At 70.6% G+C, this 25,022-nt stretch carries 23 protein-coding genes and 1 pseudogene; 14 read left to right on the forward strand and 10 right to left on the reverse strand.

Annotation, left to right across the window (positions count from 1 at the left end):
* Positions 1-29 precede the first annotated feature (29 nt).
* Positions 30-1,244, reverse strand: coding sequence for an acyl-CoA dehydrogenase family protein (locus AB0I21_RS05230; protein WP_360559175.1), 1,215 nt, complete (start codon positions 1,242-1,244; stop codon positions 30-32).
* A gap of 11 nt (positions 1,245-1,255) precedes the next feature.
* On the reverse strand, positions 1,256-1,711 hold the full coding sequence (locus AB0I21_RS05235) for an SCP2 sterol-binding domain-containing protein (RefSeq protein ID WP_360559176.1): 456 nt from the start codon (positions 1,709-1,711) through the stop codon (positions 1,256-1,258).
* Positions 1,712-1,784: 73 nt separating this feature from the next.
* On the opposite strand from AB0I21_RS05235, the gene AB0I21_RS05240 reads away from it, so the two are divergent.
* Positions 1,785-2,399: a TetR/AcrR family transcriptional regulator gene (locus AB0I21_RS05240; protein WP_344500852.1), complete on the forward strand. Its 615-nt coding sequence runs from the start codon at positions 1,785-1,787 to the stop codon at positions 2,397-2,399.
* Here the strand turns inward: AB0I21_RS05240 and AB0I21_RS05245 are convergent.
* Both AB0I21_RS05245 and AB0I21_RS05250 read right to left on the reverse strand, forming a co-directional pair.
* Positions 2,396-3,361, reverse strand: coding sequence for a rhomboid family intramembrane serine protease (locus AB0I21_RS05245; RefSeq protein ID WP_360559177.1), 966 nt, complete (start codon positions 3,359-3,361; stop codon positions 2,396-2,398). The two genes, AB0I21_RS05240 and AB0I21_RS05245, sit on opposite strands and share 4 nt — an antisense overlap.
* Before the next feature lie 23 nt (positions 3,362-3,384).
* Positions 3,385-3,924, reverse strand: a complete 540-nt coding sequence (locus AB0I21_RS05250; protein WP_360559178.1) for a peptidylprolyl isomerase — start codon at positions 3,922-3,924, stop codon at positions 3,385-3,387.
* 215 nt (positions 3,925-4,139) lie between these two features.
* Between AB0I21_RS05250 and AB0I21_RS05255 the strand changes: the two genes are divergently transcribed.
* The gene (locus tag AB0I21_RS05255; RefSeq protein WP_360559179.1) at positions 4,140-4,724 is read left to right on the forward strand and encodes a hypothetical protein; all 585 of its coding nucleotides are present in this window, start codon (positions 4,140-4,142) and stop codon (positions 4,722-4,724) included.
* 69 nt (positions 4,725-4,793) lie between these two features.
* Here the strand turns inward: AB0I21_RS05255 and AB0I21_RS05260 are convergent, their stop codons facing one another.
* Both AB0I21_RS05260 and AB0I21_RS05265 read right to left on the reverse strand, forming a co-directional pair.
* A complete protein-coding gene (locus AB0I21_RS05260) occupies positions 4,794-5,933 on the reverse strand; it encodes a magnesium and cobalt transport protein CorA (RefSeq protein ID WP_360559180.1) in 1,140 nt (379 codons plus the stop codon).
* Between the two features lie 226 nt (positions 5,934-6,159).
* A complete protein-coding gene (locus tag AB0I21_RS05265; RefSeq protein WP_360559181.1) occupies positions 6,160-7,251 on the reverse strand; it encodes a PLP-dependent aminotransferase family protein in 1,092 nt (363 codons plus the stop codon).
* A gap of 99 nt (positions 7,252-7,350) precedes the next feature.
* Here AB0I21_RS05265 and AB0I21_RS05270 point away from each other — a divergent pair, with 99 nt between their 5' ends.
* Positions 7,351-7,854: a Uma2 family endonuclease gene (locus AB0I21_RS05270; RefSeq protein WP_360559182.1), complete on the forward strand. Its 504-nt coding sequence runs from the start codon at positions 7,351-7,353 to the stop codon at positions 7,852-7,854.
* Positions 7,855-7,941: 87 nt separating this feature from the next.
* On the opposite strand, the pseudogene AB0I21_RS05275 reads toward AB0I21_RS05270, so the two are convergent.
* Both AB0I21_RS05275 and AB0I21_RS05280 read right to left on the reverse strand, forming a co-directional pair.
* Positions 7,942-8,735: pseudogene (locus AB0I21_RS05275) on the reverse strand (IS5 family transposase); the annotation flags it as partial.
* Positions 8,736-9,269: 534 nt separating this feature from the next.
* A complete protein-coding gene (locus tag AB0I21_RS05280) occupies positions 9,270-9,662 on the reverse strand; it encodes a CBS domain-containing protein (protein WP_344500864.1) in 393 nt (130 codons plus the stop codon).
* A gap of 166 nt (positions 9,663-9,828) precedes the next feature.
* On the opposite strand from AB0I21_RS05280, the gene AB0I21_RS05285 reads away from it, so the two are divergent.
* The 4 genes from AB0I21_RS05285 to AB0I21_RS05300 all read left to right on the forward strand — a co-directional run bounded on the left by AB0I21_RS05285 (position 9,829) and on the right by AB0I21_RS05300 (position 14,123).
* Entirely contained in the window at positions 9,829-11,265 is a 1,437-nt protein-coding gene (locus AB0I21_RS05285; protein ID WP_360559183.1) for a GuaB1 family IMP dehydrogenase-related protein, read from the forward strand.
* A gap of 164 nt (positions 11,266-11,429) precedes the next feature.
* Entirely contained in the window at positions 11,430-12,740 is a 1,311-nt protein-coding gene (locus tag AB0I21_RS05290; RefSeq protein ID WP_360559184.1) for a hypothetical protein, read from the forward strand.
* A gap of 82 nt (positions 12,741-12,822) precedes the next feature.
* Entirely contained in the window at positions 12,823-13,320 is a 498-nt protein-coding gene (locus AB0I21_RS05295; protein ID WP_360559185.1) for a SigE family RNA polymerase sigma factor, read from the forward strand.
* A 5-nt stretch (positions 13,321-13,325) separates the two neighbouring features.
* The gene (locus tag AB0I21_RS05300) at positions 13,326-14,123 is read left to right on the forward strand and encodes a hypothetical protein (protein WP_360559186.1); all 798 of its coding nucleotides are present in this window, start codon (positions 13,326-13,328) and stop codon (positions 14,121-14,123) included.
* Here the strand turns inward: AB0I21_RS05300 and AB0I21_RS05305 are convergent.
* On the reverse strand, positions 14,089-15,441 hold the full coding sequence (locus AB0I21_RS05305) for a hypothetical protein (protein WP_360559187.1): 1,353 nt from the start codon (positions 15,439-15,441) through the stop codon (positions 14,089-14,091). The genes AB0I21_RS05300 and AB0I21_RS05305 overlap by 35 nt on opposite strands.
* Positions 15,438-16,589 carry a glycosyltransferase family 4 protein gene (locus AB0I21_RS05310; protein WP_360559188.1) on the reverse strand — a complete coding sequence of 384 codons (1,152 nt, stop codon included), beginning with the start codon at positions 16,587-16,589 and terminating at the stop codon, positions 15,438-15,440. Before AB0I21_RS05310 ends, AB0I21_RS05305 begins: the two co-directional genes overlap by 4 nt.
* Before the next feature lie 34 nt (positions 16,590-16,623).
* Here AB0I21_RS05310 and AB0I21_RS05315 point away from each other — a divergent pair, with 34 nt between their 5' ends.
* The 7 genes from AB0I21_RS05315 (at position 16,624) to AB0I21_RS05345 (ending at position 24,813) form a co-directional block, all read left to right on the forward strand.
* Entirely contained in the window at positions 16,624-17,484 is an 861-nt protein-coding gene (locus AB0I21_RS05315; RefSeq protein WP_354890108.1) for a DNA-formamidopyrimidine glycosylase family protein, read from the forward strand.
* 4 nt (positions 17,485-17,488) lie between these two features.
* On the forward strand, positions 17,489-18,907 hold the full coding sequence (locus tag AB0I21_RS05320) for a DUF2142 domain-containing protein (protein ID WP_360559189.1): 1,419 nt from the start codon (positions 17,489-17,491) through the stop codon (positions 18,905-18,907).
* Between the two features lie 198 nt (positions 18,908-19,105).
* Positions 19,106-20,617, forward strand: coding sequence for a sugar transferase (locus tag AB0I21_RS05325; protein WP_360559190.1), 1,512 nt, complete (start codon positions 19,106-19,108; stop codon positions 20,615-20,617).
* A gap of 295 nt (positions 20,618-20,912) precedes the next feature.
* The gene (locus AB0I21_RS05330; protein ID WP_344500884.1) at positions 20,913-22,100 is read left to right on the forward strand and encodes a histidine kinase; all 1,188 of its coding nucleotides are present in this window, start codon (positions 20,913-20,915) and stop codon (positions 22,098-22,100) included.
* A 70-nt stretch (positions 22,101-22,170) separates the two neighbouring features.
* Entirely contained in the window at positions 22,171-23,019 is an 849-nt protein-coding gene (locus tag AB0I21_RS05335; protein WP_360559191.1) for a LytTR family DNA-binding domain-containing protein, read from the forward strand.
* A gap of 73 nt (positions 23,020-23,092) precedes the next feature.
* Positions 23,093-23,797 carry a response regulator transcription factor gene (locus tag AB0I21_RS05340; protein ID WP_344500888.1) on the forward strand — a complete coding sequence of 235 codons (705 nt, stop codon included), beginning with the start codon at positions 23,093-23,095 and terminating at the stop codon, positions 23,795-23,797.
* Positions 23,794-24,813 (forward strand): ATP-binding protein, encoded by a 1,020-nt coding sequence (locus AB0I21_RS05345; RefSeq protein ID WP_360559192.1) that lies wholly within the window; start codon positions 23,794-23,796, stop codon positions 24,811-24,813. Before AB0I21_RS05340 ends, AB0I21_RS05345 begins: the two co-directional genes overlap by 4 nt.
* The last annotated feature ends 209 nt before the right edge of the window (positions 24,814-25,022 follow it).

Genomic DNA, 25,022 nt, shown 5'->3' on the forward strand with positions numbered 1-25,022 from the left:
GGCTCCTCCGGCCTGTCGAAGGGGGGGAGTTACCGGATGTAGGTGCCCGAGATCGCGCGGGCGACGACCAGGCGCTGGATCTCGCTGGTCCCCTCGAAGATCGTGTAGATCTTCGCGTCGCGGAACCAGCGCTCGACCGGGTGCTCCCGCAGGAAGCCGGCCCCGCCGAGGATCTGCACGGCCTTCTCGGTCGTCGCGACGGCGACCTCGCCGGCCTTGAGCTTGCTCATCGAGCCCTCGCCGGCCTCGAACGGGCGGTTGTTGCGCCCCATCCAGGCGGCCCGCCACACCAGCAGGCGGGCGGCGTCGATCTCCATGCGCATGTCGGCGAGGGTGAACGCGATCGCCTGGTTCTCGATGATCGGCCGGCCGAACTGCACCCGCCCCTTGGCATACTCCAGCGCGTACTCGTACGCGGCGCGGGCCACACCGAGCGCCTGCGCCCCGACCGCCGGCCGGGACAGCTCGAACGTGCGCATCGCGGCCTGCCCCTGCGCCTTGCGGCCCTCGCGGGCGCGGGCGAGCCGGGCGTCAAGGGCGTCCTTGCCGCCGAGCAGGCACCGGCCGGGCACCCGCACGTCGTCGAGGAACACGTCGGCGGTGTGTGAGGCGCGCAGGCCGAGCTTCTTGAGCTTCTTGCTGCCGTTCAATCCCACTGTACCGGGGGGCACGACGAACGCCGCCTGCCCGCGGGACCCCAGCTCGGGCTCCACGCTGGCCGTCACGACGTGGACATCGGCGATGCCGCCGTTGGTCGCGTAGGCCTTCTGCCCGCTGATGACCCACTCGTCCGTCGCTTCGTCGTACCGCGCGCGGGTCTTCATCGAGCCGACGTCGGATCCGGCCTCCGGCTCGGTGGTGCAGAACGCCGCGACCTTCGGGTCGGCGGCGTCGCCGAAGCACTGCGGCACCCACTCGAGCATCTGGTCGGGCGTGCCGGAGGCGTAGATCGCGGCGACCGCCAGGCTGGTGCCGAAGATCGCCATGCCGATGCCGGCGTCGCCCCAGAAGAGCTCCTCGGACGCCAGGCACAACGACAGGCCGGTCGGGTCGCCCCAGGTGTTGGCGAGGAACTCGAAGCCATACAGGCCGATCTTCGCCGCCTCCTGGATCACCGGCCAGGGGGTCTCCTCGCGGGCATCCCACTCCGCGGCGGCCGGGCGCACGACGTCGGCTGCGAAGCCGTGCACCCAGTCGCGGAGATCCCGCTGCTCCTCGTTCAGGTCGAGCGAGAACTCGGGCATGGGGCGCTGCCTCAGGCCTTCGGGATGTCGAACAGGTTCGCGATGTTGGCGGCCAGGCCCAGGTCGCCCTTGGCCTTGAGCTTGCCGGTCATGAACATCATCATGGGGTTGCCGGCGCCGGAGACGACCTTGAGGAAGTCGACCGGGCCGACGGTGATCGCGAGCTTCGGCTCCTGGTCGGCGCTCGGCGAGAGCACGCAGGTGCCGTTGGCGATGACCAGCTCGTAGGTCTCGGCGCCGCCGTCGGGCGCGCCGGTGATCGTCCAGTGGATGATCGCGTTGGTCGCGCCGGCCCGGTCGGCACGGAAGAGCTCGGGGAAGCGGGAGAAGATGGTGTCGAGGATCGCCTTGCGCTGCGGGCCCGCCATGAGCTCGCCGAGCTGGGCGTCGGAGGCGCCCTTCACCAGCTGCGCGAACTGCTTGGGGTCGACGGAGTTGAAGTCGCCCAGGGCGTCGAGGTCGGCCATGTCGGTGTGCCCTTCGTCCTTTGAAATAAGCTACTGATGCGTAACCTTACGCACGAGTAGGTAAGGTGACAAGATGCTGAAACGACTTCCGCGCGTGGTGCGTGAGCAGCAGATGCTCGACGCCGCGGTGCAGGTCTTCTCCAAGCATGGCTTCCACGCCGCGTCGATGGACGAGATCGCGGAGGTCGCCGGCATCTCCAAGCCGATGGTCTACGCATACCTCGGCACGAAGGACGAACTGTTCGTCGCGTGCCTGCACCGGGAGGCGACCAGGCTCATGGAGGCGGTGGCGGCAGGTGTACTGCCCGCGGCCCGCCCCGACGAGCAGCTGTGGCACGGGTTGCGGGCGTTCTTCACCTTCGTCGGGGCGCACCGGGACGGCTGGCGGGTGCTCTACCGGCAGGCCCGCAGCGAGCCGCACTTCGCGGGCGAGCTCGCCGGGATGCGGGCGAGGATCGTCGAGGTCGTCGCCGGGCTGCTGGAGAGCGCCGCCACGGCCGCGGAGGTGCCGGGCCGCCCGGGCGACTTCACCGCGATGGCCTACGCCTACGTCGGCGCCGCGGAGTCCCTCGCCGACTGGCTCGCCGACCACGAGGAGGAGGACCCCGACCACACCGCGACGCGCATGATGAACTTCGTCTGGGTCGGGGCCGACTCGCTCCTGCAGGGCCGCGTCTGGCGCGCCTAGTTGCCGCCGTTCAGCTGGGTGACGTAGTCGCCGGTGGGCATCAGCCCGGCGGTGTGCACCACGGTCAGGACCGCCAGCACGGCCACGACGGCGACGAGCGCCCCCGACTGGATCAGGGAGCGGTGCTGCCGCGGCGCATACGCCAGCCCGGCGGCCGCGGCCGCGCCGGCCACCATGCCACCGAGGTGCCCGGCGATCGAGATGCCGTCGATGCTGAACGTCAGGACCAGGTTGAGCACCAGCACCGGCAGGATCCCGGCGACGCTGCGCCGCATCTTGCGCAGCACGATGATCAGCGCGGCGAACAGCCCGAAGATCGCGCCCGACGCACCCGCGGTCTGCGAGAGCGGGTTGGAGAACAGGTAGACCGCGACGCTGCCGCCGAACCCCGCCACCAGGTAGAGCGCGGCGAACCGGGCCCGGCCGAGCATCGCCTCCAGGGGGCGGCCCAACACCCACAGCGCCCACATGTTCATCAGCAGGTGGAAGACGCCGTAGTGCAGGAACATCGAGGTGAAGAGGCGGTAGTAGTCGCCGTCGATCATGCCGCCGGGGATGATCTGCGCCTCGGTGGCGCTGATCTGCCGCGAGTTGTAGGTGACCAGCGAGCCCCACTCGTGCAGCGGCGTGCCGCCACCGAGCAGCCCGCCCATGCCACCGCCCGCGATCGACTGGGCGCTGCCGGAGCTGATCACACCGGCGAGGAACACCAGCACGTTGATCACGATCAGCGTGATCGTGACCGCACCGACGGCACCTTCCGTGCCGCCGCCGAACGCGGTCCGGGCGGGACGCTGCGTCCTGGCACCCTCGCGGACGCACTCCGGGCACTGGAAACCGACCGACGCCTCATTCATGCAATTCGGGCAGATCGGCCGGTCGCAGCGGGTGCACCGGACATACGTCTCGCGGTCAGGGTGCCGGTAGCAGTGAGGGACCACGTTCGCCGGCGGCTGAGTCATGCAGACAAGATTAGCCAGGCCTCCTATGAGACCCGTTCGATGTCCACCCGCTCGATCACGATGTCCTGGCGGGGCCGGTCCATCTGGCCGGTCTGCGTGCTGCCGATCTGCTGCACGACCTTCTTCGAGTCGTCGTCGACGACCTCGCCGAAGATCGTGTGCTTGCCGTTGAGGTGCGGCGTCGGGCCGAGGGTGATGAAGAACTGCGAGCCGTTGGTGCCCTGGCCGAAACGGACGCCCGCGTTGGCCATGGCCAGCAGGAACGGCCGGTTGAAGTGCAGCTCGGGGTGGATCTCGTCGTTGAAGTTGTAGCCCGGACCGCCGGTGCCGGTGCCCGTCGGGTCACCACCCTGGATCATGAAGCCGTCGATCACGCGGTGGAAGATGACGCCGTTGTAGTACGGGCCCTTGCCGGGCTCGCCCGTGCGCGGGTCGGTGTATTCCTTGCTGCCCTCGGCGAGCTCCACGAAGTTGCGAACCGTCTTCGGGGCGTGGTTGGGGAACAGCTCCAGCCGGATGGCGCCGACGTTGGTGTGCAGCGTCGCGAACAGTTGCTCGGCCACCAGTTCTCCCTTTCTTTGGTGACATTCCGTCATCACGGTATCGGATGCGGATTCTGGCGGATCCGGGTGTGCGGGCCGCTCGCACGCGGCAGGATGGCCAACAGCGGACCGGTTCGGAATGTTCTGCCTGGGTAACCCGGGGAGGACGAGGTTTCGCGGCCATGGAGGTGGAGCAAGTGTTTGGACGTCGTGAGGTCAAGACGCACCGTCGTCTCATGCAGGAGGAGCTCGGCGAAAGCCTGGGCCACCTGCGGATGGCCGCAGCGCACGCAGCCGATGGCGCTTCGGGTGCCTTGGCGCCGCGCGTCGAATACGCCCGCAAGGCGGTCAAGCCGGGCCTCGCGAAGGCCAGCGGCGCGGCGGGGACCGTCCTCGTCATCGCCCGCGAACGTTCGCTCCAGGCGAGCAAGCAGGCCGAGAAGATGGGGCGCAAGGGGAAAAAGAAGATGATGAAGAAGGAGAGCCGCACCGGTCGCCGCTGGCCGATGACCATCGGTGGCCTGCTGATGGCGGGCGCGGCGGTCGGCGCCGCCACCGCCCTGATGCGGCGTCGCCGGGCCAACCAGGCCTGGGACGAATACGGCTCGACCCGGACCACCAGCGACACCGGCTCGATGCTCGACTCGGCGAAGTCCACGATGGATGCGGGGATCGACAAGGCCAAGACGATGGGCGAGGCGGCCAAGGACCGCGCCTCGGACCTGATCGGCAGCAAGAGCGCCAACACGGGCCCCGCGGGCAGTGGCGAGTACGAGAAGCACCCGATGCCGCAGGCGGCGTCGAAGAACAGCCGGTCCTGACGTGAGCGCGCGGACGGGCCCTCCCCAGCCACGGGGGACGGCCCGTCCGCGTTTCGCTGCGCTACGTTGCTACAGCCAGCCCGACTTGCGGAACGCGCGGTAGAGCAGGGCCGAGGCGACGACCATCAGCGTCATGACGCCCGGATAGCCGAAGACCCACTTCGTCTCCGGCATGAAGTCGAAGTTCATGCCGTACACGCCGGCGACCGACGTCCATACGGCGGCGATACCGGCCCAGGCGGCGATCTTGCGCATGTCGTTGTTCTGGTCGACGCTCACCTGCGCCAGCCGCGCCTGCAGCACCGAGTTGATCACGTCGTCGAGGTAGAGCACCTGCTCGACCGTGCGCACCAGGTGGTCGTTGACGTCGCGGAAGTAGCGGCGGATCTCCTCGGGCACCTCGGCGAGCTGGCCGCTGACCACCCCGGCCAGCGGGCGCTGCAGCGGCAGGACCGCCCGCTTGAACTCCATCAGCTCGCGCTTCAGCTGGTACACCCGCTGAATCCGATCGGTGCCGGTCTTGCCCTTGCTCCGCTTCGCCGGGCTGAACACCTGGTCCTCGATGATCGCGACGTCCTCCTCGATCGCCGCGACGACCTCGACCATCACGTCGACGATGGTGTCCGCGACGGCGTACGCGACCGCCCACGGCCCGCGTGCCAGCACCTCCCGGCGCCGCTCAAGGTCCGCGCGCACCGGCGTCAGCCGGCACGCGTCGCCGTGCCGGACGGTGATGATGAAGTGCTCACCGATGAACATCAGCACGTCGCCGGTCTCCACGACCTCGCTGCTCTCGGTCAGCTCGTCGTGCTCGACGTACCGGGCGGTGCGCATCGTCATGAACGTCATGTCGCCGTACCGCTCGACCTTCGGCCGCTGCGAGGAGGTCACGGCGTCCTCGACGGCCAGCTCGTGCAGCTGGAACGTCTCCGCGATGGCGGCCATCTCCTGCGCGCCCGGCTCCTTCAGCCCGACCCAGACGAACCCGTGCCGTTGCCGCCGGGCGGCTGTGAGCGCCTCCGCGTAGTGCCAGCTGCCGGGTTGCCGTACACCATCCACATACAGCGCACAGTCGACGATCGAGCTCGTCGTCGTCGGTGGATCAGCCGTGGCCGGGACCGGTGTCGCGGGGCTCAGGATGCGTGACATCGCCCGCACCGGCCTGGCCAGTGCCCTGGACAGGGAGCCGGCCAGCTGCTCGTCGGTCATCGCGACCTCCGCCCTGTTGTTCTCGCACCAAAGTAGGCACCGGGTGAGTCGACCGCAGGTGGGGGGTGGGGGCGCGGTCGACCCACCCGGTGCCGTTGGGGGGCGGGGGGTGATGTCTGCAGCGCGATTCAGCAAAGCGCGCCGGGCTGGATTTTGGGCCATCCGGAGCCGCCTGCGGAACCCACCCCGCCATCACGGTTTGGTGTCGCTTTGGTTCAGCTGCGTTTCAGCCCTTGCGGACGGCCTCGATCGCCGCCGCCAGGCGGCTGACACCCTCGTCGACCTGGTCCGTCAGTACCGCCGAGAACGCGAGCCGCACCGAGTGCTTCCCGCCCTCCAGGAGGAAGTCGCTGCCCTTGACCACGGCAACCCCGAAGTCCCGGGCCGCCACGGTCTCCAGCTCCGTCGTGTCGACGTCCTCGGGCAGCTCCACCCACAGGAAGTAGCCACCGTCGGGCTCCACGAACGTCGCGTCCGGCACGTGCTTGCGCAGCCCCTCGGCCAGCAGGCGGGCCCGCTCGCCGAGCGTCGCCGACACCTTCGCGATCGACCGCTCGATGTCCCCGCTGACGCAGAACTGGTGCGTGATCGCCTCGGCGACCATGCTCGGGGAGATGTACAGGTTGGTGGCCCGCTTCGCGATCGCCGCGATCGTCGCCTTCGGCCCGACCAGGTAACCCACCCGCAGACCGGGCGCGATCGTCTTGGTGAACGAGCTCGCGTGCACGACCACGCCGGTCGTGTCCTGCGACAGCATCGTGGGCAGCTTCTCGCCGCGCCAGCGGATGTCCGCGTACGGGTCGTCCTCGAAGATCGTGAACCCGAACTCCTGCGCGAGCGCGACGAGCGTCGCCCTCCTCTGCGCGCTCAGGGTGACCCCGGCGGGGTTCTGAAAGTTCGGGATGATGTGCGCCAGCGTCGGGCGCACCCCGCTTTCGAGCAACGCGCGCAGCTCGTCGGTGTCGATGCCGTCGGCGTCGACCGTCACCTGGTGCACCGTGGCGCCCAGGTTGCGCAGGTTGAGCAGCGTCCGGTCATACGTGGGCTTCTCCACGATCACCGCGTCGCCCGGCTTCACCAGGTGCTCGAAGAGCAGCGCGTCGGCCTGCAGCGAGCCGTTGGTCACGATGACCTGCTCCGCGTCGACGCCGTGCTTGGCCGCGATCCACGACCGCAGCGGAAGGTAGCCGACCGACGTGCCATACGCGGTGATGCCGGCCGGGTCGGCCTCAAAGGCCCGCACCGCAGCGGCCTTCAGCCCGTCGATGTCAATGATGTCGAGACTGGGTGCGCCGCGGGCAAAAGAGATGAGCTGCATGCCGCCAGCCTACGAGAGCGTGCCGGTGCCCCTCAGCCGAGTTCCGCGCGCTCCACCTGGTGGAAAAAATATGTCGTACCCCAGTGGCAGCATGGGGGCATGACGATGGTTGGTGTTCTGGCTGACTCGGCTCAGTCCCTGCTCACGCTGCCGCCGGCGGTCTCCCACCGCCGCGCGAGCCACCGCCTCGAGACGCTGCTGCACAAGGCCTGCCCGCCCGACTTCGCCGTCCTGGCCGTCGGCCTCGGCGTCGACTGTGGCGAGGGTCGCACCTATGTCCCCGACCTGCTGGTCACCCGCCCCGAGGCCACCGACGACGACGGCGATGTGGTCCCCGCCACCGACGTCCTGATCGCCGTCGAGGTGATGTCCCTCAGCAACCCGCTGCCCGGCCTGGTCCTGCGCCGCCACGACTACGGCGCCGCGGGCATCCCGCAGTACTGGATCCTCGACGCCCGCAACCAGACCCTGACCGTCCACACCAACCCCATGCCCAGCCCCCACCCCGACGGCTACGAGACCACCACCACCGCGACACCCACCACCCCGTTCACCACCACCATCCCCTTCCCCATGACCATCGACACATCCTTGATCCGCTGACCTTCCGCCCCGCCTCCGCTCGGACTGCCCGCTCAGCCCGCGGGCCGTCCGCTCGGCTCCAAAGGCGTGTTTGGTGAGTCGGGTCCAGAGCCATTCGTTGATCGCGGTGATGGTGACGGTGGCCTGGTAGCGCACGGCGAGCAGTCGAAGCGGGTGGCCATGCCGCGGTTGCGTTCAGCTGGTTGATGCCGCACTCCACGGCGTGACGCTGCTTGTACAGCTCTGGGTCGAAGGCCGGCGGTCGTCGCCCTTCGACCCGAGGTTGCGCCGGTTCGCGGGCATGGTCGGCCTTGATCGGGATCGTTGCCCGGATGCCGTTGCCCGCATACGCCTTGTCGGCCAGGACCCGATCCGGGCGGGTCCGCGGCCGGCCAGGACCCAGGCATGGCACCCGGATACGTTCCAGCACGGGCACGAACTGCGGACCGTCGCCGCGATGGCCGGCGGTCAGCAGCAGCGATAACGCCTTACGCCCCTGGTCGCAGGCGAGGTGAACCTTCGTGGTCCGCCCGCCCCGCGACCTGCCCAGGGCGTGATCGTCTGGTTCGGTGTCCGGACGCTGGTGGAGTCGACGCTGACCGTCCACCGGACCCGGCCCGCAGCGTTTGCGCGAGCCTGCAAAGCGGTCAGCACGACAGGCCAGGTCCCATCACGCTGCCGCCGACGAACAGCCAGTACACCGTCTGCCACGGCCCATAGTCGACGGGCACGTCACGCCACGGCGAACCGACCCGGATCCGCCACCGGATGCCATCGATCAGCTGCCGCCTGCTCCACTTCAGCGGTCTGCCCTTCACCGATACCGCAGGCAGCAGCGGCGCAGGCACCGCCCACTGTGCGTCGGTCAGGTCATGCCGCCTCGTTACCGGTTCGGTGTCCACGAGGTCTCCGGAACTTGGTGCGTCTTGGTCGATACACCAGATACCGGAGACCTCACTCGTTATCGATCACCGCCACACCGACAGACCGCGGGCCTCGTGTCCCGGTCGGCCGCCGTGCTGCTGCTGTCGGCTTCGTTCTGCGGCTGGGTGCGCCCGGCTCGGTGCGCCCGACTGGGTGGGGTCTGACTGGGCGAGGCGGCATGCCGGGTGGTCTTCGGTGCCGGTGTCCTGTCGCTGGCGTGACCTGTGGGGACCGTAGATCGCGGAACGCTCGGCCAGCGCTGGTGACCGGGGCCGCCGTCGCGCTGGGATTCGTTCTTCGGACACCGTGGCGCTGAGTTCTGCCGCTACGAGCCCCGCACGCTGAAGGCGGTGGCGGTCCACAGCGCGGCAGTTCAATGTCGGCTACTGAGATGCATCACTGAGGCTTCCGGGCGGCTGGCTCCGTCTGCGGCCTCATGATCCCGAACCATTTGGTAGGTCTGGCTACCGGAATCGTTCGGGATCATGAGGGGGGGTGGTGGCGGCGGGCGGTCAGGCGGCTACGGGGGAGTTCTGGTGGACCCAGACGCGGAGGATGTCGCGGACTGAGATGACGCCCAGGACGTCGTCGTTGTCGAGGACGACGAGGTGGCGGAAGCCGCCGCGGACCATGGCGGAGGCGGCCTCTTCGATGGTCCAGGTGGGGCTGGCGTAGACGACTTCCCAGGTGATGTGCTCGGCGGTGCGTTCGACGTCGGGGTCGAGGTCGGCGCCGATGGCTTTGAGGATGTCGCGTTCGGTGATGATGCCGACGCCCGCGCCGTCGGGGTCGAGGACGATGGCGGAGCCGACGCGGTGGCGGGACATCAGCTGGGCGGCCTGGCGGAGCGTGTGGTCGGGGCCGAGCTGGACGACCGCGGTGGACATGGCCTCGTGGACCTGCATCAGGCATCACTCCTCGCAACCGGCACTTCACGCAATTCTCCCTGCTCAGGAGGGCGCGCTCAAGGGTTGACCACCCTCGCGGAGGTGGCAGGAACAGGGGCATGACGCGAGAAGGAGCGCGAGAAGGCCCGATACCGCGCCGGAACGCGCGTTAGAGTTCCGAGACGTGCGCTTTCTCAACGATCAGCAGCCGGGCTACGACCTGACGTATGACGACGTGTTCATGGTGCCGAGCCGCAGCGCTGTCGAGTCGCGCATGGCGGTCGACCTGAACTCGCGGGACGGCAGCGGCACGACGATCCCGATCGTGGTGGCGAACATGACCGCGGTCGCGGGGCGGCGGATGGCGGAGACGGTGGCGCGGCGGGGGAGCCTGGCGGTCATCCCGCAGGACATCCCGATCGACGTGGTCGCGGAGGCGGTGTCGTGGGTGAAGCAGCGGCACCTGGTGCACGACACACCGATCACGCTGGGGCCGACGGAGACGGTGTCGCTGGCGCTGGACCTGCTGCCGAAGCGGGCGCACGGCGCGGTGATCGTCGTGCAGGACGGCCGGCCGGTGGGCGTGGTGACCGAGAGCGACTGCCACGACGTCGACCGGTTCAGCCAGCTGCAGAGCGTGATGTCGCGCAACCTGCAGACGCTGCCGGAGGACATCAGCCCTGAGGACGCGTTCGTGCAGCTGACCGCCGGGCATCACAAGCTCGCCCCGGTCATCAACGCCGAAGGCCGGCTTGTCGGGATTCTGACGCGGAACGCCGCGCTGCGCGCCACGCTGTACCAGCCGGCGGTGGACAAGCACCAGCAGCTGCGCATCGGCGCCGCGATCGGCATCACGGGCGACGCGGCGGGACGGGCCGACAAGCTGCTCGCCGCCGGCGTGGACGTGCTCGTCGTCGACACCGCGCACGGGCACCAGGAGCGGATGATCTCCACGCTGCGGGCCGTCAGGGCGCTGGACCCGGGCGTGCCGGTGGTCGCCGGCAACGTCGTGACCAGGGACGGTGTCGCGGACCTCATCGAGGCGGGCGCCGACATCGTCAAGGTCGGCGTCGGGCCGGGCGCGATGTGCACCACGCGGATGATGACCGGGGTGGGCCGGCCGCAGTTCTCCGCGGTGCTCGAGTGCGCGGCGGAGGCGAGGCGGCGCGACAGGCACGTGTGGGCCGACGGTGGCGTGCGTCACCCGCGCGACGTGGCGCTGGCGCTCGCCGCGGGGGCGTCCAATGTGATGATCGGCTCGTGGCTGGCCGGCACCCACGAGTCGCCGGGCGACCCGCGGCGCGACCAGAGCGGCCGGCTCTACAAGGAGAACTTCGGGATGGCGTCGGCGCGCGCGGTGAGCCGCCGGACCGCCGACGACAGCGTGTACGAGCGCGCCCGCAAGGCCCTGTTCGAAGAGGGCATCTCATCGTCGCGGATGTATCTGGACCCGCGCCGCCCGGGCGTGGAGGACATCCTCGACGCGATCGTCGCCGGGGTCCGCAGCGCCTGCACGTACGCCGGGGCGAGCAACCTGGAGGAGTTCGCGGAGCGTTCCACAGTGGGCGTGCAGAGCGCCGCCGGGTACGCGGAGGGAAAACCGCTGGATGTCAGTTGGTGAAGGGGCCGACGGGATAGTCTCGTCACCCGCAGGTCACGTATGGTGCGTGTCGTGAAGCTCGTTCGCGACCATGGCCGTCGAGGGTGACCGACCAGCAGCCGCCAGAGGTTACCGGCCAGCAGCCGCCAGAGGTTACCGGCCAGCAGGCCTCCCGCAGCCGCCGTATGCAGGCGATACGCGTCGCGTCCCGTTTCGTCGGTGCCGGCCTGCTCGACCAGGTCGTCATCGCGACCGCGAACGCGGCGAACACTCTGCTCGGCGGCATCCTGCTGCCCAAGGACCAGTTCGGCGCGCTGGCGCTCGCGCTGAGCGTCGGCTACTTCTCGATGTACCTCAACCGGGCGTTCGTCGGCGACGTGCTGCTCGCCCTCGCGTCGCGGTTCGAGGGTGAGCACCGGGGCCGGCTCATCCGCAACGGGCTGACGACCGCGCTCTGCTCCGGCGTGACCACGATGATCGTCTTCATCGTGCTGTGGCTCGTCTGGCCGCACGACGGCAACATCGATCTCGACGAGCTCATCTGGCTGGTGCCGTTCATGGTGCCGCTGATGCTGCACGACACGGCCCGCTGCGACTACCTCGCCGACCGCCGGCCCGACAAGGCGCTCGGCATCGACCTCGTGTGGGCCGGCACCCAGGGCGTCGTGATCATCCTGATGATCCTGACGGGCAACGAGAGCCCGGGCGGGTTCCTCGCCGCCTGGGGGATCGGCGCGACCGCCGGCGCCACCGTCTACCTGCTGCGCGAGCGGCGCTTGCCGTGGCGCGGCAACCCGAAGGCGTGGCTCGCCGAGACCCGGCACCTGTCCGGCTGGTTCACCGCCACCGCGATCGTCGCCCAGGTGCAGGTCCTCGCGATCAGTTTCCTCGTCGCCGGCAAGCTGTCGAAGATCGAGCTCGGCAACCTGCGCTTCGTGCAGACCGTGCAGCTGCAGCCGGTACAGAACCTGGTGGCGGCGATCCAGGGGCTGCTGGTGCCGCGGGCGTCCCGGGCCGCCGCCGACGCCGCGAAGCCCGGCGCCGAGGGAGCCGACGCCGCCGCGACCCTGCGCCGCCAGACCAGGCAGCTCGCGCTCGCCTTCGCGGTGCTCGGCACGCTGATGGTCGTCGTCGTGTGGCCGTTGGTGTCGTGGGTACTGACGACGACGGACAAGTTCGCCGAGGCCGCGCCGCTCGCCCTGCCGATCGCGCTGCAGGGCGCCGTGTACCTGCTCCAGGTGCCGTTCACCGCCGCGATGCGCGGCATGCACCGCGCCAGGATGCTGTTCGTGCAGTACGTCGTGTTCGCGACCGTGTCGCTGACCGGCCTGTCCGTCGGCGCCAGCCAGGGCCTGCAGGGCGCCGCGTGGGGCCTGCTCACCGGCTCCACCACCGGACTCGTCTGCATGGTCGTCCTGTACGGGTACGCGCTGAAGTCCGTCGGCCCGCAGGCACCCACGCCGGCGCCGCGACTGGACGCGACCCAGAAGGCCTGAACGCGGAAAGCCTGAGACGCAGGAAGCCTGAGACGCAGAAAAAGCCGAGCAACCTTTCGGGCCCCCCGGACGTGCAAGGGCCGTGGAAGACACCGACGCCACCTACGTGGCCTTCGTGGAGGCCGCCTGGCAGCGGCACCTGCGGCTGGCCATCCTGCTGACCGGCGACCGGCACCGCGGCGAGGACCTGCTCCAGGACTGCCTGGTCAGGATCTATGAACGGTGGCGGCGGCTGGCCCGCGCCGACGACCCGCACGCCTACCTGCGGCGCATGCTCGTCAACAACAACGTGTCGCTGTGGCGGCGGCTGCGCCGCGAGCGGCTCGTCGCCGACCCGCCCGACGCCGCCGACCGCTCCGCCGACCGGCACCCCGACACCGAGCTGCTCCGCGAGGCCCTGCGGGCGCTGGCGCCCCGGCAGCGCGCGGTCGTCGTCCTGCGCCATTACGAGGACCTGCCCGAGACGGAGATCGCGGCCATCCTCGGCTGCTCCGTCGGCACGGTCAAGAGCCAGAACGCGCGGGCGCTCGCCAAGCTGCGCGCCGCCCTGCGCACACCGATCTTCGAACGGAACAGGTGACGCTCATGCTCATCGACCAGCACCTTTCGGACCAGTTGCACGACCTGGTGGACCGGGAGCCCGGCTCGCCCGCGCCGACCCGGCTGCTGCTGGAGCGCGGCCGCCGCCGCGCCCGCCGGCGTCGCACCGCGGCCCTGGCCGGGGTCACCGCCGCCGCCGTCCTCGGGGTCACCGCCGCCGCCGTCGCGCTCCAGCAGTCGCCGGCGAACGGCCCGGCGGCGACCGCGCAGAAGAGCGCGCAGGAGAGCACGCGGCAGGGGACGCCGCAGATCAGGCTGGCCGCCGCGGTCGCCGCCAGCGGGTCGACCAGCTACGCGTTCACGATCACGATGGTGGCGGGCCCCGAGACCCGCACCGCCAGGGGCGAGTTCGACCCGGCCGCCACCACCGGCGTGCTGCACTACGGCGACGGCAGCGAGCAGCGCCTCGTCGACGGGCAACGGTTCATCGGCGACGGCAAGGGCCACTGGAAGTTCCAGAACGACGGGCGGCACGACTCGCTCACGTTCAGCGGGCTCGGCGACGACCCGTTCCCGGTGTCGGGGGACCCCGCTCAGCTGCTGCAGAACCTCGCGAAGGTCGGCACGGTCACCGAGGCGTCCCCCGGCGTCTACCGGTTCACGATTCCGGCCGGCCCGACCGAGGGCGAGGCGACCGTCGCGGACGGCAAGGTCAAGAAGGTCACCTACAACACGCCGTTCTACGGGCTGGTGGACCAGAAGCTGGTCGCCACGGTCACCGTCGAGTTCGCCGGCTACGGCAAGACCGTCACGGTCCAGAAGCCGGATCGCTGGGTGGACTGACCGGGCCGAGCAGCAGGGCGGCCTCGCCGGCGAGCAGTAGCAGCCACAGCGTGCCGCCCGTGCCGCCGATCAGCCACTCGTTCGTGATCATCGTGAACAGCGCGCCCGGGAGCAGCACCACCAGCCAGGGGTCGGCGTCCCGGCGGCGCCGCCACACGTTCCACAGCAGCAGGCCGAGACCGGCGAGGAAGGCGGCGACGCCGGCCACGCCGGCCTTGCGCAGCGCTGCGATCGGCGCGTTGTCGACGGTCAGCTTGATGTCGGCGCCGCTGCTCGCCCGGTACACGGTGGCCCGGGCGTCGCGGGTGTTGCCGAGCAGCTGCTCGGTGCGGCTGTCGTGCCGCCAGTCGGTTCCGACCTGCCGCCACGTCTCGACCCGGCCGCTGCTGACCCCGGCGTCGTCGCCGTACCGCTCCTTGACCAGGAACGACGGGCCGTTGACGAGCAGCACGAGCCCGAGCGCGGCGGCGGGGACGAGGGTGAGGCGGCGGCCGTACCAGATGAACACCAGCGTCGCGATCGCCATGAGCAGGAAGCCGGTGCGGGAGTCGCTGGCGCACAGGACCAGGGCGGCGGTCGCGACCGATCCGATGCGCTGCCAGGCGGCGACGCCGGTGTCGGTGCCGATGCGGATCGCGGCGAGCACGGCGATGCACGCCATCGCGTTGGGGTGGTCCAGCAGCCAGGACGCGCCCCAGAACCGGTACTCGAAGCCGCGCCCCCACGGCGTGTCCGGCACGACGTGCGGCGACGTGAACAGGTTGCCCGACCCGGCCGCCAGCAGCACCGCGACCGTGCCGAGGAACGCGACCGCGATCCCGAGCGTGAGCCGCGCGAACGATCCCCGGAACGCGAACACCGCCAGCACGACAAGTCCGAAATATCCGGCGTACAGCGTGCGCTGCACCGCGATCTCCGGCTTGAGCGCCAGCGCCGCACCGAGCGCGCCGATGATCAGGTACGACACGCCGAGCCACGCCGCGCCGGACCGCACGGCAAGGAACGAGACCGGCCGGAACCAGAACAGCAGCAGCAGGCCCGACAGCAGCAGCAGGCCCCACACGACGGCGCCGGTGTTGGTGTAGGTCCAGCTCAGCACCCCCTGCACGGCGAACACCGCACCGAGGACCAGCCCGCGCAGGTCCGAGCCCGGCACCAGCGACACGGTGAGCGCCCCGACCGCCCCCGCGATCAGGCCGGCGACCAGCGCGAGCGCGGCGTCACGGTAGCTGTCGTCGACGACCAGCTCGACCGCGCCGGCGATGAGGCCGACGGCCACGATCCCGGCGACGGTCCAACCGGCCCGCCGGGGGGTCACCGCACGACGCTGCGGTAGATGTCGATCAGCCGCTGGGTGAGCACATCAGGGGAGAAGTGCTCCTCGAACCGCGCCCGTGCCACCGGCGCCAGGGCCGCGGCGCCCGCGTGCGCCACGATCAGCCCGCCGGCGAGCGCGGCGGGATCGGGCTCGACGACCCACCCGGCGTCGCCGGCGAGGAACGGCAGCCCGCCCCGGTCCGTGACCAGCACCGGCCGCCCCGCGCACAGCGCCTCCAGCACGATCGTGGGCAGCACGTCGTGCCACGTGGACGCCGCGATCACGCACGACGCGGCGCCGATCTGCGCCCGCACCTCGGCGTTCGGCAGCACCCCCAGATACGTGATGTCCGAGCGTTCCGCGGCGGCCGCCTCGGCCAGCGGGCGCAGGGGGCCGTCGCCGATGATCCGCAGCGGCCCCAGCGCCCCGTCAGGGTGCCGCCGCCACGCGTCCAGCACCAGCGACAGGCCCTTCTCGGGGGTCAGCCGCGCCGCGTACAGGAACCCCTCGCCGCGACCGGGTGCCGCTCCCGTGTCCGGGATGCCGTTCGGCTTGACCGTGATCCGCTCGTCCGGGATGCCGAAGTCGCGCAGGTGCTCCGCGATCCGATCGGTGAGCGCGACGAACCGGTCCACCCCGCGCCAGGTGCCGCGGTGCACGGCGAGCGTCGTCGCCATCACCGCCGACTGGGCCTTCGAGTCCCGGTAGCACGAGTGCCGGATCGCCGGCAGCGCGAACGCCTTGCCCCGGCACTCGGTGCAGATGTGCCCGTCGCGGAAATAGAGTCCCGGCGCGCAGACCTGACGGTAGTTGTGGACGGTGTGCACCACCGGTACACCTGCCGAATGCGCCGTCCGGACCACCCAGGGCGACAGGAGCGGATAGGCGTTGTGCAAATGCAACACGTCCGGCTTTTCCGCTTTTATCAGTTTTTCCAGGGCGCGCTGCGAGTCGCCGTTGCGGATCGGTGACAGCGGCAGCAGCACCTTACGCGCCGTGGAGAACGTGCCGATCTCGTCGGAACTGCGCAGAAACGGCAGCACCGACACCCCGGCCTTGGACAGTTGCGCGATCTCGGCATCGACGATGACGTTCTCACCGGACGGTGCGCCGGACGCGTAGCGATTGTGCGCGACAACGACCTTCATGACGGGAAAAGACTAACTGAGGCAGACTGTACGAGTGCCCGAGCTTCCCGAGGTCGAAGCGCTCGCCGCGTTCCTCCGCGAGCGCGCCGTCGGCCACACCATCGACCGCATCGAAGTCCCGTCGCTGAGCGCGTTGAAGACCTTCGACCCGCCGGTGACCGCCGCCGCTGGCCAGGCCCTGACCGGCGCGTCCCGGCACGGCAAGTTCCTCGACATCCACGTCGGCGACGACCTGCACCTCGTCACCCACCTGGCCCGCGCCGGCTGGCTGCACTACCGCGAGACGTTCAACGCCAAGACCCCGCTCAAACCGGGCTCCGGCCCGATCGCCGTCCGGGTCCGACTCGACGACGACTCCGGCTTCGACCTCACCGAGGCCGGCACGAAGAAGAGCCTCGCCGCCTACTTCGTCACCGACCCCCGGCTGGTGCCCGGCATCGCCCGGCTCGGCCCCGACGTCCTCGCAGTCACCACCGACGAGTTCGCGACCGCGATCCGCAGCCGCAAAGGCCAGATCAAGGGCGTCCTCACCGACCAGACCGTGATCGCCGGCGTCGGCAACGCCTACTCGGACGAGATCCTGCACGCCGCCAAGATGTCGCCGTTCGCGCTGACCAACCGCATCACCGACGACACGATGGCCACCCTGCACACCGCCACCCGCGCCGTGCTGACCGACGCCGTCACCCGCTCGGTCGGGCAGAAGGCGGCGACCCTGAAGTCGGAGAAACGCTCCGGCCTCGCCGTGCACGCCCGCACCGGCCTGCCCTGCCCCGTCTGCGGCGACACCGTCCGCGAGGTCTCCTTCGCCGACACGTCACTGCAGTACTGCCCCACCTGCCAGACCAACGGCAAACCCTTGGCCGACCGTCGGCTGTCGAAGCTCGTACGCTGACCCGGTGCGCCGTGCCTTCCTGATCGCGTTCACCGGCTTCTTCCTCCTCGGCGCGGCATGGGCGCTCGCGCTGCCGTCCAACGGCACCTACGACGAGAAACAGCACCTCGTCAGGGCCTGGGCCGTGTGGACCGGCCAGTGGCTGCCGCACGACCGGACCGTGGACGCCAGCGGCATCGAGACCAACGCGTTCACCGGCCCCCGCAGCCTGCTGCCCTCCGACGCCGACTGCACGTGGATCGACAAGCCGTCCTACCGCCCGGCGTCCTGCCTCTCGTTCACCGACGACCGGTCGGTGGTGCTGCAGCCCAGCGCCGCCGCCCGGTACAGCCCGATCTACTACGCCCTGGTCGGCCTGCCGTTGCGGATCTCCCCGACGAACGCCGGCCTGATCTGGGCGCGGCTGCTGTCCGCCCTGCTGTCGGCCCTGCTGCTCGCCGTGGCGTTCGCCCTCGCCGGCACGGCGCTGCTCCGGGCCTCGGTCGTGCTCGCCGCGACCCCGATGCTGCTGAACCTCGCCGGCGCGCTCAACCCCAACGGCCTGGAGATCAGCGCCGCCGTCCTGCTCTATGTCGCCGCGCTGCGCAAACACTGGCCCGCGGCAGGGGTCGCCGCGGCGTTGCTGCTGACCACCAGAGACCTCGGTCCGTTCTTCGCGGCGTCGGTACTGGCGGTGTCGCTGTTCGTGACGAAGACCTGGGTCCGGTCGCGGGCATTCTGGCTGCCGGCCGCCGGCGGCCTCGCGTTCGCCGTCTTCTGGACACTGGTCGCGTCCCGAGGCGATGCCGTCGACCCCGGCCGGCCGATCGCGGCCACCACCAGCGGGGCGATCCTGCGCGACATCGCCGACAACCGCGCCGAGTTCTGGATCCGCCAGATCGTCGGCCAGTTCGGCTACGGCGAGACCACCGTCTCACTCGGCATGATCGGACTCTGGTACCTGCTGATCCTCGCCGTGGTCGTCCCCGCCCTCTGGTTCGGGCCCGGGCGGCTGCGCATCGGCATCGTCGCCGTGGCGCTGGCGTCCGCGGCTCTGCTCATCGCCCTGGAGCTCTACTTCGCCCCGAAGGTCGGCCACTTCGCCCACGGCCGCTACGTCATGCCGCTCGCAGTCGGCGCGGTCCTCCTCGCCGGGTCCACCGACCGTTACGCAACGTGGCCGGGCCCACGCTGGCTCGTGCTGGGAATCGTCGCCGTGACGATCCCGCTCCACCTGTACGCGCTGGCCCGCGTCATGACCCGCTTCCAGCACGGAATCAACGAACGGCTGAACCCGTTCGGTGGAACCTGGCAGCCGCCGCTCGGCAGTGTTGTGCCCCTTCTGGCGTGTTTGGTAGGTGGTGCGCTACTCGCGGTGATTGTCACGCGGAGTTCTGTCCGGCCCACGCCAGTGCACTCGACAGCCAACACGTTCAGCAACTAGTCTCGGCCGGTCGTCGTCAGTAGCCCGAACCAACATGGGACACTTCTCGCGTGCGATCGGGTGTTCTTGCGTCGGCGACCACATCCCACCCGGTCGAGCAGTTGAGCGCCCTGATCCCCGGATCGTGGTGCGAGAGGACACACTCAGGTGACCGCTAGTCTCCAACGTCCGGCCACCCCGCCGAGCCGGAGATCTATCTTGGGTGAGCTTGACAGCTTCGAGATCCTTCCCGAACACGCGCTCACTCCGCTCGGCCCCAACGGCGTGCCCCGCTCCGGCTGGCAGCGCGCCCGGCGGGTCTCCCGGTGGCACCGCCCCTACGCGGCGATCCTCCTGCTGCTCGACACCCTCGCCTGTGTCATGGCCAGCGTCACCGCGAGGACCTTCCTGGACACCAAGACCAACGAGATCTTCGAGCAGGCCCCCGGCCTGTGGACCTCGATCACGTTCGGGATCCTGCCCGCCGTCTGGCTGCTCGTCCTCTGGGGCCACGGCGCCTACGACCGCCGCTACCTCGGCACCGGCACCGACGAGTTCAAGCGCGTCGTGCGCGCCTCCTGGACCGTCGTCGCGATCGTCGCCTTCGCCGCGTTCGCGACCAAGACCGCGGTCTCCCGGACCTCGGTCGGCGCCGCGCTCGTCGGCGGCCTGCTCTACGTGCTCGTCCTGCGCTACTTCGCCAGACGCGCCCTGCAGTACGTGCGGACCAAGTTCAACCTCGCGACCCACCGGCTGCTGCTCATCGGCACGCTCCAGGAGGCGCTCGAGGTCCACCAGGCGATCGCCCGCGACCCCGCCGCCGGCCTCGTCCCCGTCGGCATCCACCTCACCGAGGGCTACGCGCCACGGCCGAGCACCGTCACCCCGGTGCCCGTGCACGCCGGCCGCGACATCCTCTCCCTGGTCCGCGAGCTCAACGCCGACACGATCGCCGTCTGCGGCTCCGCCAGCGCCGAGCCCGTCGAGCTGCGGCGCCTCGCCTGGCAGCTGGAAGGCACCGGCATCGACCTCGCCGTCGCCCCGCAGCTCACCGACATCGCCGGCCCGCGCGTCCACATCCGGCCGATCGAGGGCATCCCGCTGCTCTACGTCGAGGAGCCCAAGCTCTCCGGCATCGGCTGGCTCTTCAAGAACGTCATCGACCGGGTCCTGGCGCTCGTCGCCCTGCTCATCGTCCTGCCGTTCTTCCCGATCGTCGCCCTCGCCATCAAGCTCTCCGACCCGGGTCCGATCTTCTTCCGCCAGCCCCGCATCGGCCGCGAAGGCAAGATGTTCAAGGTCTGGAAGCTGCGGACCATGTACGTCGACGCCGAAGAACGCCAGGCCACCCTCGACGAGCACAACGAGAGCGACGGCCTGCTCTTCAAGATGAAGAACGACCCGCGGGTCTTCAAGGTCGGCAAGTGGCTGCGCGCCACCTCGATCGACGAACTCCCGCAGATCCTCAACGTCCTCGCCGGCGAGATGTCGCTGGTCGGCCCCCGCCCCCTCCCCGCCGACGACGGCGACTTCCTCGGCGACGTGCGCCGCCGCCTCCTCGTCCGCCCCGGCATCACGGGCCTGTGGCAGGTCAGCGGCCGCAGCGACCTCTCCTGGGACGACGCGGTCCGCCTCGACCTCTACTACGTCGACAACTGGTCCCTCGTCCTGGACCTGCACACCCTCTGGCGCACCATCGGCGTCGTCGTCTTCCGCAAGGGCGCCTACTGAGCTTCTGTCACATTGCGTAGCCGAGAAAATACCCACAAAACGGGCTGATTTTTTCGTGTGGTGTAACGTCGGAGGTAAATCGGCGCGGCCTCGACGGGCCTGACGGGTCCGGATTTCGCAGACCCGCGCGACCTGCCTTCGTGGACCGCTCTGACCTGTGTGTGCTGGCGTCGCAACTGTCGCGCGCGGGTGCGTGCTGGTCATGGTCCCCCTGCTGGTGTCTTGGTCCGCTGCTGGTCTTGGTCCCCGGATCGCTGGTCTGTCCTGGACTGCTCGGGTGGTCCAGGATGGGCGCGTGGGTGGGAACCTGGCCGCTGGGATCGCGGTCGTCGGGCTGGCGGTGGCGCTCGGCGTCGCGGTGTGGGCCGTGGTCCGGCTGCGGTCGCGGCGGGCGATCGCGACGGCGGCGCAGCGGGCGACGTACGACGTGCTGCACATCGCGGCGCTCGCGGCCGAGCCGTTGCGCAACGGGCTGACCGACGTCGCGGCGGGCAAGGCGGTCCGGCACCTGCGGACGCTCACCGGGGCCGCCGGGATCGCGGTCACCGACGCGGCGCGGGTGCTGGCGTTCGACGGGGCGGGGGAGCACCACCGGGAGCAGGTGGCGGCGGCCGGCGCGAAGGCGGTCACCGCCGGACGGTCCACCGTGCTCGGCAGCGACGAGCTGCCGTGCGACCTCGTCGACTGCCCGGTCCGCGGGGCCGTCGTCGTCCCCCTCGCGCAGCGGGAGGGGGCGCTCGTCGCGCTGTCGGACGGGCCGCCGGCGCCGGGGCTCGTGCAGGCCACGGCGGAGACCGCGCGCTGGGTGGGGACGCAGCTGGCGCTCGCCGAGCTCGACACGTCGCGGGCGCGGCTGGCCAGGGCGGAGGTCCGGGCGCTGCGGGCGCAGATCAGCCCGCACTTCATCTACAACGCGTTGACGGCAATTGCGAGTTTTGTCCGGACCGATCCCGAGCTGGCGCGGGAGTTGATCCTCGAGTTCGCGGAGTTCACGCGGTACTCGTTCCGGGCGCACGGGGAGTTCACCACGCTCGCCGAGGAGCTGCGGTCCATCGACCGGTACCTGACGATCGAGCGGGCGCGGTTCGGTGAGCGGCTGCAGGTGCGGCTCCAGATCGCGCCGGAGGTCCTGCCCGTGACGCTGCCGTTCCTGTGCCTGCAGCCGCTGGTCGAGAACGCGGTGCGGCACGGGTTGTCGCGGAAGCCCGGGATGGGCACGATCAGCATCGTGGCGCGGGACGCGGGCGCGGAATGTCACATCACCGTCGAGGACGACGGGGTGGGGATGGAGCCTGCCGCGCTGCTCAGCGCCGACGACACCACCGACGCCGGGCAGCACGTCGGGTTGCGCAACGTCGATGAGCGGCTACGGTCGGTCTTTGGCGACGGGTTCGGCGTCGTGGTCGAGACGGCCCCCGACGCGGGCACGAAGGTCAGCATGCGGGTCCCGAAGTTCCACCCCGGAGTGCGGAGCAGCCAATGAACCGGAGTGCGAAGCAGCCAATGAACCGGAGTGCGGAGCAGCAGCCAACGAGCCGGAACGCGGAGCGCCGATGAACCGGAACACGGAGCAGCCGATGAGCCCGAGCGCCACACCGTCAGCGGGCAGGAGCTTCACCGGCCAGGTCGTGCACGAGCACCAGCAGCAGCCCGGCTTCCTGCGGGTCCTCGCCGTCGACGACGAGGTGCCCGCGCTCGACGAGCTCGCGTACCTGCTGCGCGCCGACCCCCGCGTCGGCCGGCTCCACACGGCCGGCGACGCGACCGAGGCGCTGCGGGTCCTGCGGGACATCGACGTCGACGCCGTCTTCCTCGACATCCGCATGCCCGGGCTCGACGGCATGGAGCTCGCCCGGGTCCTCGGCCGGTTCGCCAAGCCGCCCGCCGTGGTGTTCGTGACGGCGTACGACGACCGCGCCGCCGAGGCGTTCGACCTGGGCGTCGCCGACTACGTGCGCAAACCGGTCCGCGCCGACCGGATCGCGGAGTCGCTGCGCCGCGTGCTGGCCGCCAGGCTCGTGCCCACGCACCCGTCCGTGGCCGGCCGCCGCGACCGCCAGGACGACCCGACGATCCCCGTCGAGCTCGCCGGCACGACGAGGATGCTGCCCCGCTCGTCGGTCCGCTGGGTCGAGGCCCAGGGCGACTACGCCAGGCTCCACACCGCAGACGCGTCCCACCTGGTCAGAGTGTCTCTGGCGACCCTAGCGGAGCGTTGGGCGGATGCGGGTTTCGTACGGGTGCACCGTTCCTTCCTGGTGCAGCTGAAGCTCATCACCGAGCTGCGGATGACCAACACCGGCTACGTCGTGGTCATCGACGACCACGAGCTGCCGGTGAGCCGCCGGCACACCAGAGAGCTGAAGGACAGACTGGTCCGCGCCGCGAAGTCGTGGTCATAACCAAAGACAGGTCTTCACGACTTCCACACATCACGCACCGTTGCCCCTCGCATCTACCCAATACGCTGCTGGCATGACCGCAGGTGGGGCCGGGGAACGGCGCAGGGTGCTCGTCGTCGACGACGAGCGGATGATCGCGGAGTCGATCGCCGTCCGGCTCCGCGCCGAAGGGTTCGCCGTCGACCAGGCGCACGACGGGCCGTCCGCGGTCGCCGCGGCCCGCCTGCTGCGCCCCGACCTGGTCGTGCTCGACGTGATGCTGCCCGGGTTCGACGGCCTCGAGGTGTGCCGGCGCATCCAGGCGGAGCGGCCCGTCGCCGTGCTCATGCTCACCGCCCGTGACGACGAGACGGACCTGCTCGTCGGGCTCGCGGTCGGCGCCGACGACTACCTCACCAAACCGTTCTCGATGCGGGAGCTCGCCGCCCGCGTCCACGTGCTGCTGCGGCGCCTGGAGCGGCTGGCGCAGTCCCAGCCGGACCCGGACGCCACCCCGATCGTCCTCGGCGACCTGGAGATCAACCGGGCGCAGCGGCGGGTCAGCCGCGGCGGCGTCGAGGCGCACCTGACGCCGACCGAGTTCGACCTGCTGGTGAACCTCGCGACCCGCCCCCGCACGGTCCTGCCCCGGGAGCGGCTGCTCGCGGAGGTGTGGGGCTGGGCGGACGCGTCGGGCACCCGGACCGTCGACAGCCACATCAAGGCGCTGCGCCGCAAGCTCGGGTCCGACCTGATCCGGACCGTCCACGGAGTCGGGTACGCGCTGGAGACCACATGAAGCACTTCCTGGACCTGCTGCCTCGGCCGCTCGACCCGCTGCGCTCGATCAAGCTGAAGCTCGCGGTGCTGCTCGTCGCGTCCGCCGGCGCGGGCCTCGGCGTGTTCTGGATCGGCATCGGCTGGATCCCGCCGACGACGACGGAGATCGCGCTGACGGTCGGGCTGCTCACCTCGCAGGTCCTGGCCCGCGGGGTGACGTCGCCGCTGCGCGACATGACCGCCGCGGCGCAGGCGATGGCCCGCGGCGACTACTCCGCCCGGGTCAGGGCGACGTCGAAGGACGAGGTCGGCCAGCTCGCCGTCGCGTTCAACCAGATGGCCGCCGAGCTCGCCGCCGCCGACCAGCAGCGCCGCGAGCTGATCGCCAACGTCTCGCACGAGCTGCGGACTCCGATCTCGGCGGTTCAGGCTGTACTGGAGAACGTCGTCGACGGTGTCGTCCAGCCCGATCAGGCGACGCTGCGCACCGCGCTCGCCCAGACCGAACGCCTCGGGCGGCTCGTCACCGAGCTGCTCGACCTGTCGCGCCTCGACGCCGGCGTGATCCCGCTGGACCGGGAGGACTTCCGGCTCGAGGACCTGCTCATCGAGGTGGTGGCCGAGGCCGAGGTGAAGGCCACCGCCGCCGGCTACAAGGTCGAGTACCTGTCCTGCGCCTTCCCGGAGAACGCCCTGGTCAGTGCCGACCGGGCGCGGCTGCACCACGTCCTGACCAACCTGGTCGACAACGCGACCCGGCACAGCCCCGACGGCGGGACCGTCACGATCATCGGCCGCCGCGACGGCGACCGGGTGATGATCGAGGTCGCCGACGAAGGGCCCGGCATCCCGTACGCGGAGCGGGAGCGGGTCTTCGAACGCTTCACCCGCGGCGCCCGCGCCTCCGGTGGCGGCACGGGTCTGGGGCTGGCGATCGCCCAGTGGCTCATCGAGCTGCACAACGGCACGATCGCGGTCATCGAGCAACCGGATGGCATGGCGGGTTGCCGCATCCGGGTCACCCTGCCCGTCTGATCCAAGCGTCTTCAGTACGTGTCCGGCGACAGCCGGACGCGCGGATCCTCATACCCTCCGGAGTCCGACATGTCGTCCCCGACGGAACCATCCGACGGTCCGCACCGCCCCACCGTCCCCGCCCAGCCGACGCCACCCGCGCCGCCGGCGACGGACAAGCAGCCCGCGACGGACGAGCAGCCGGCACCCGTCGAGCCGACCCCGGCGGA

The sequence above is a fragment of the Dactylosporangium sp. NPDC050588 genome, from assembly GCF_040654975.1.
Lineage (GTDB): Bacteria > Actinomycetota > Actinomycetes > Mycobacteriales > Micromonosporaceae > Dactylosporangium > Dactylosporangium maewongense.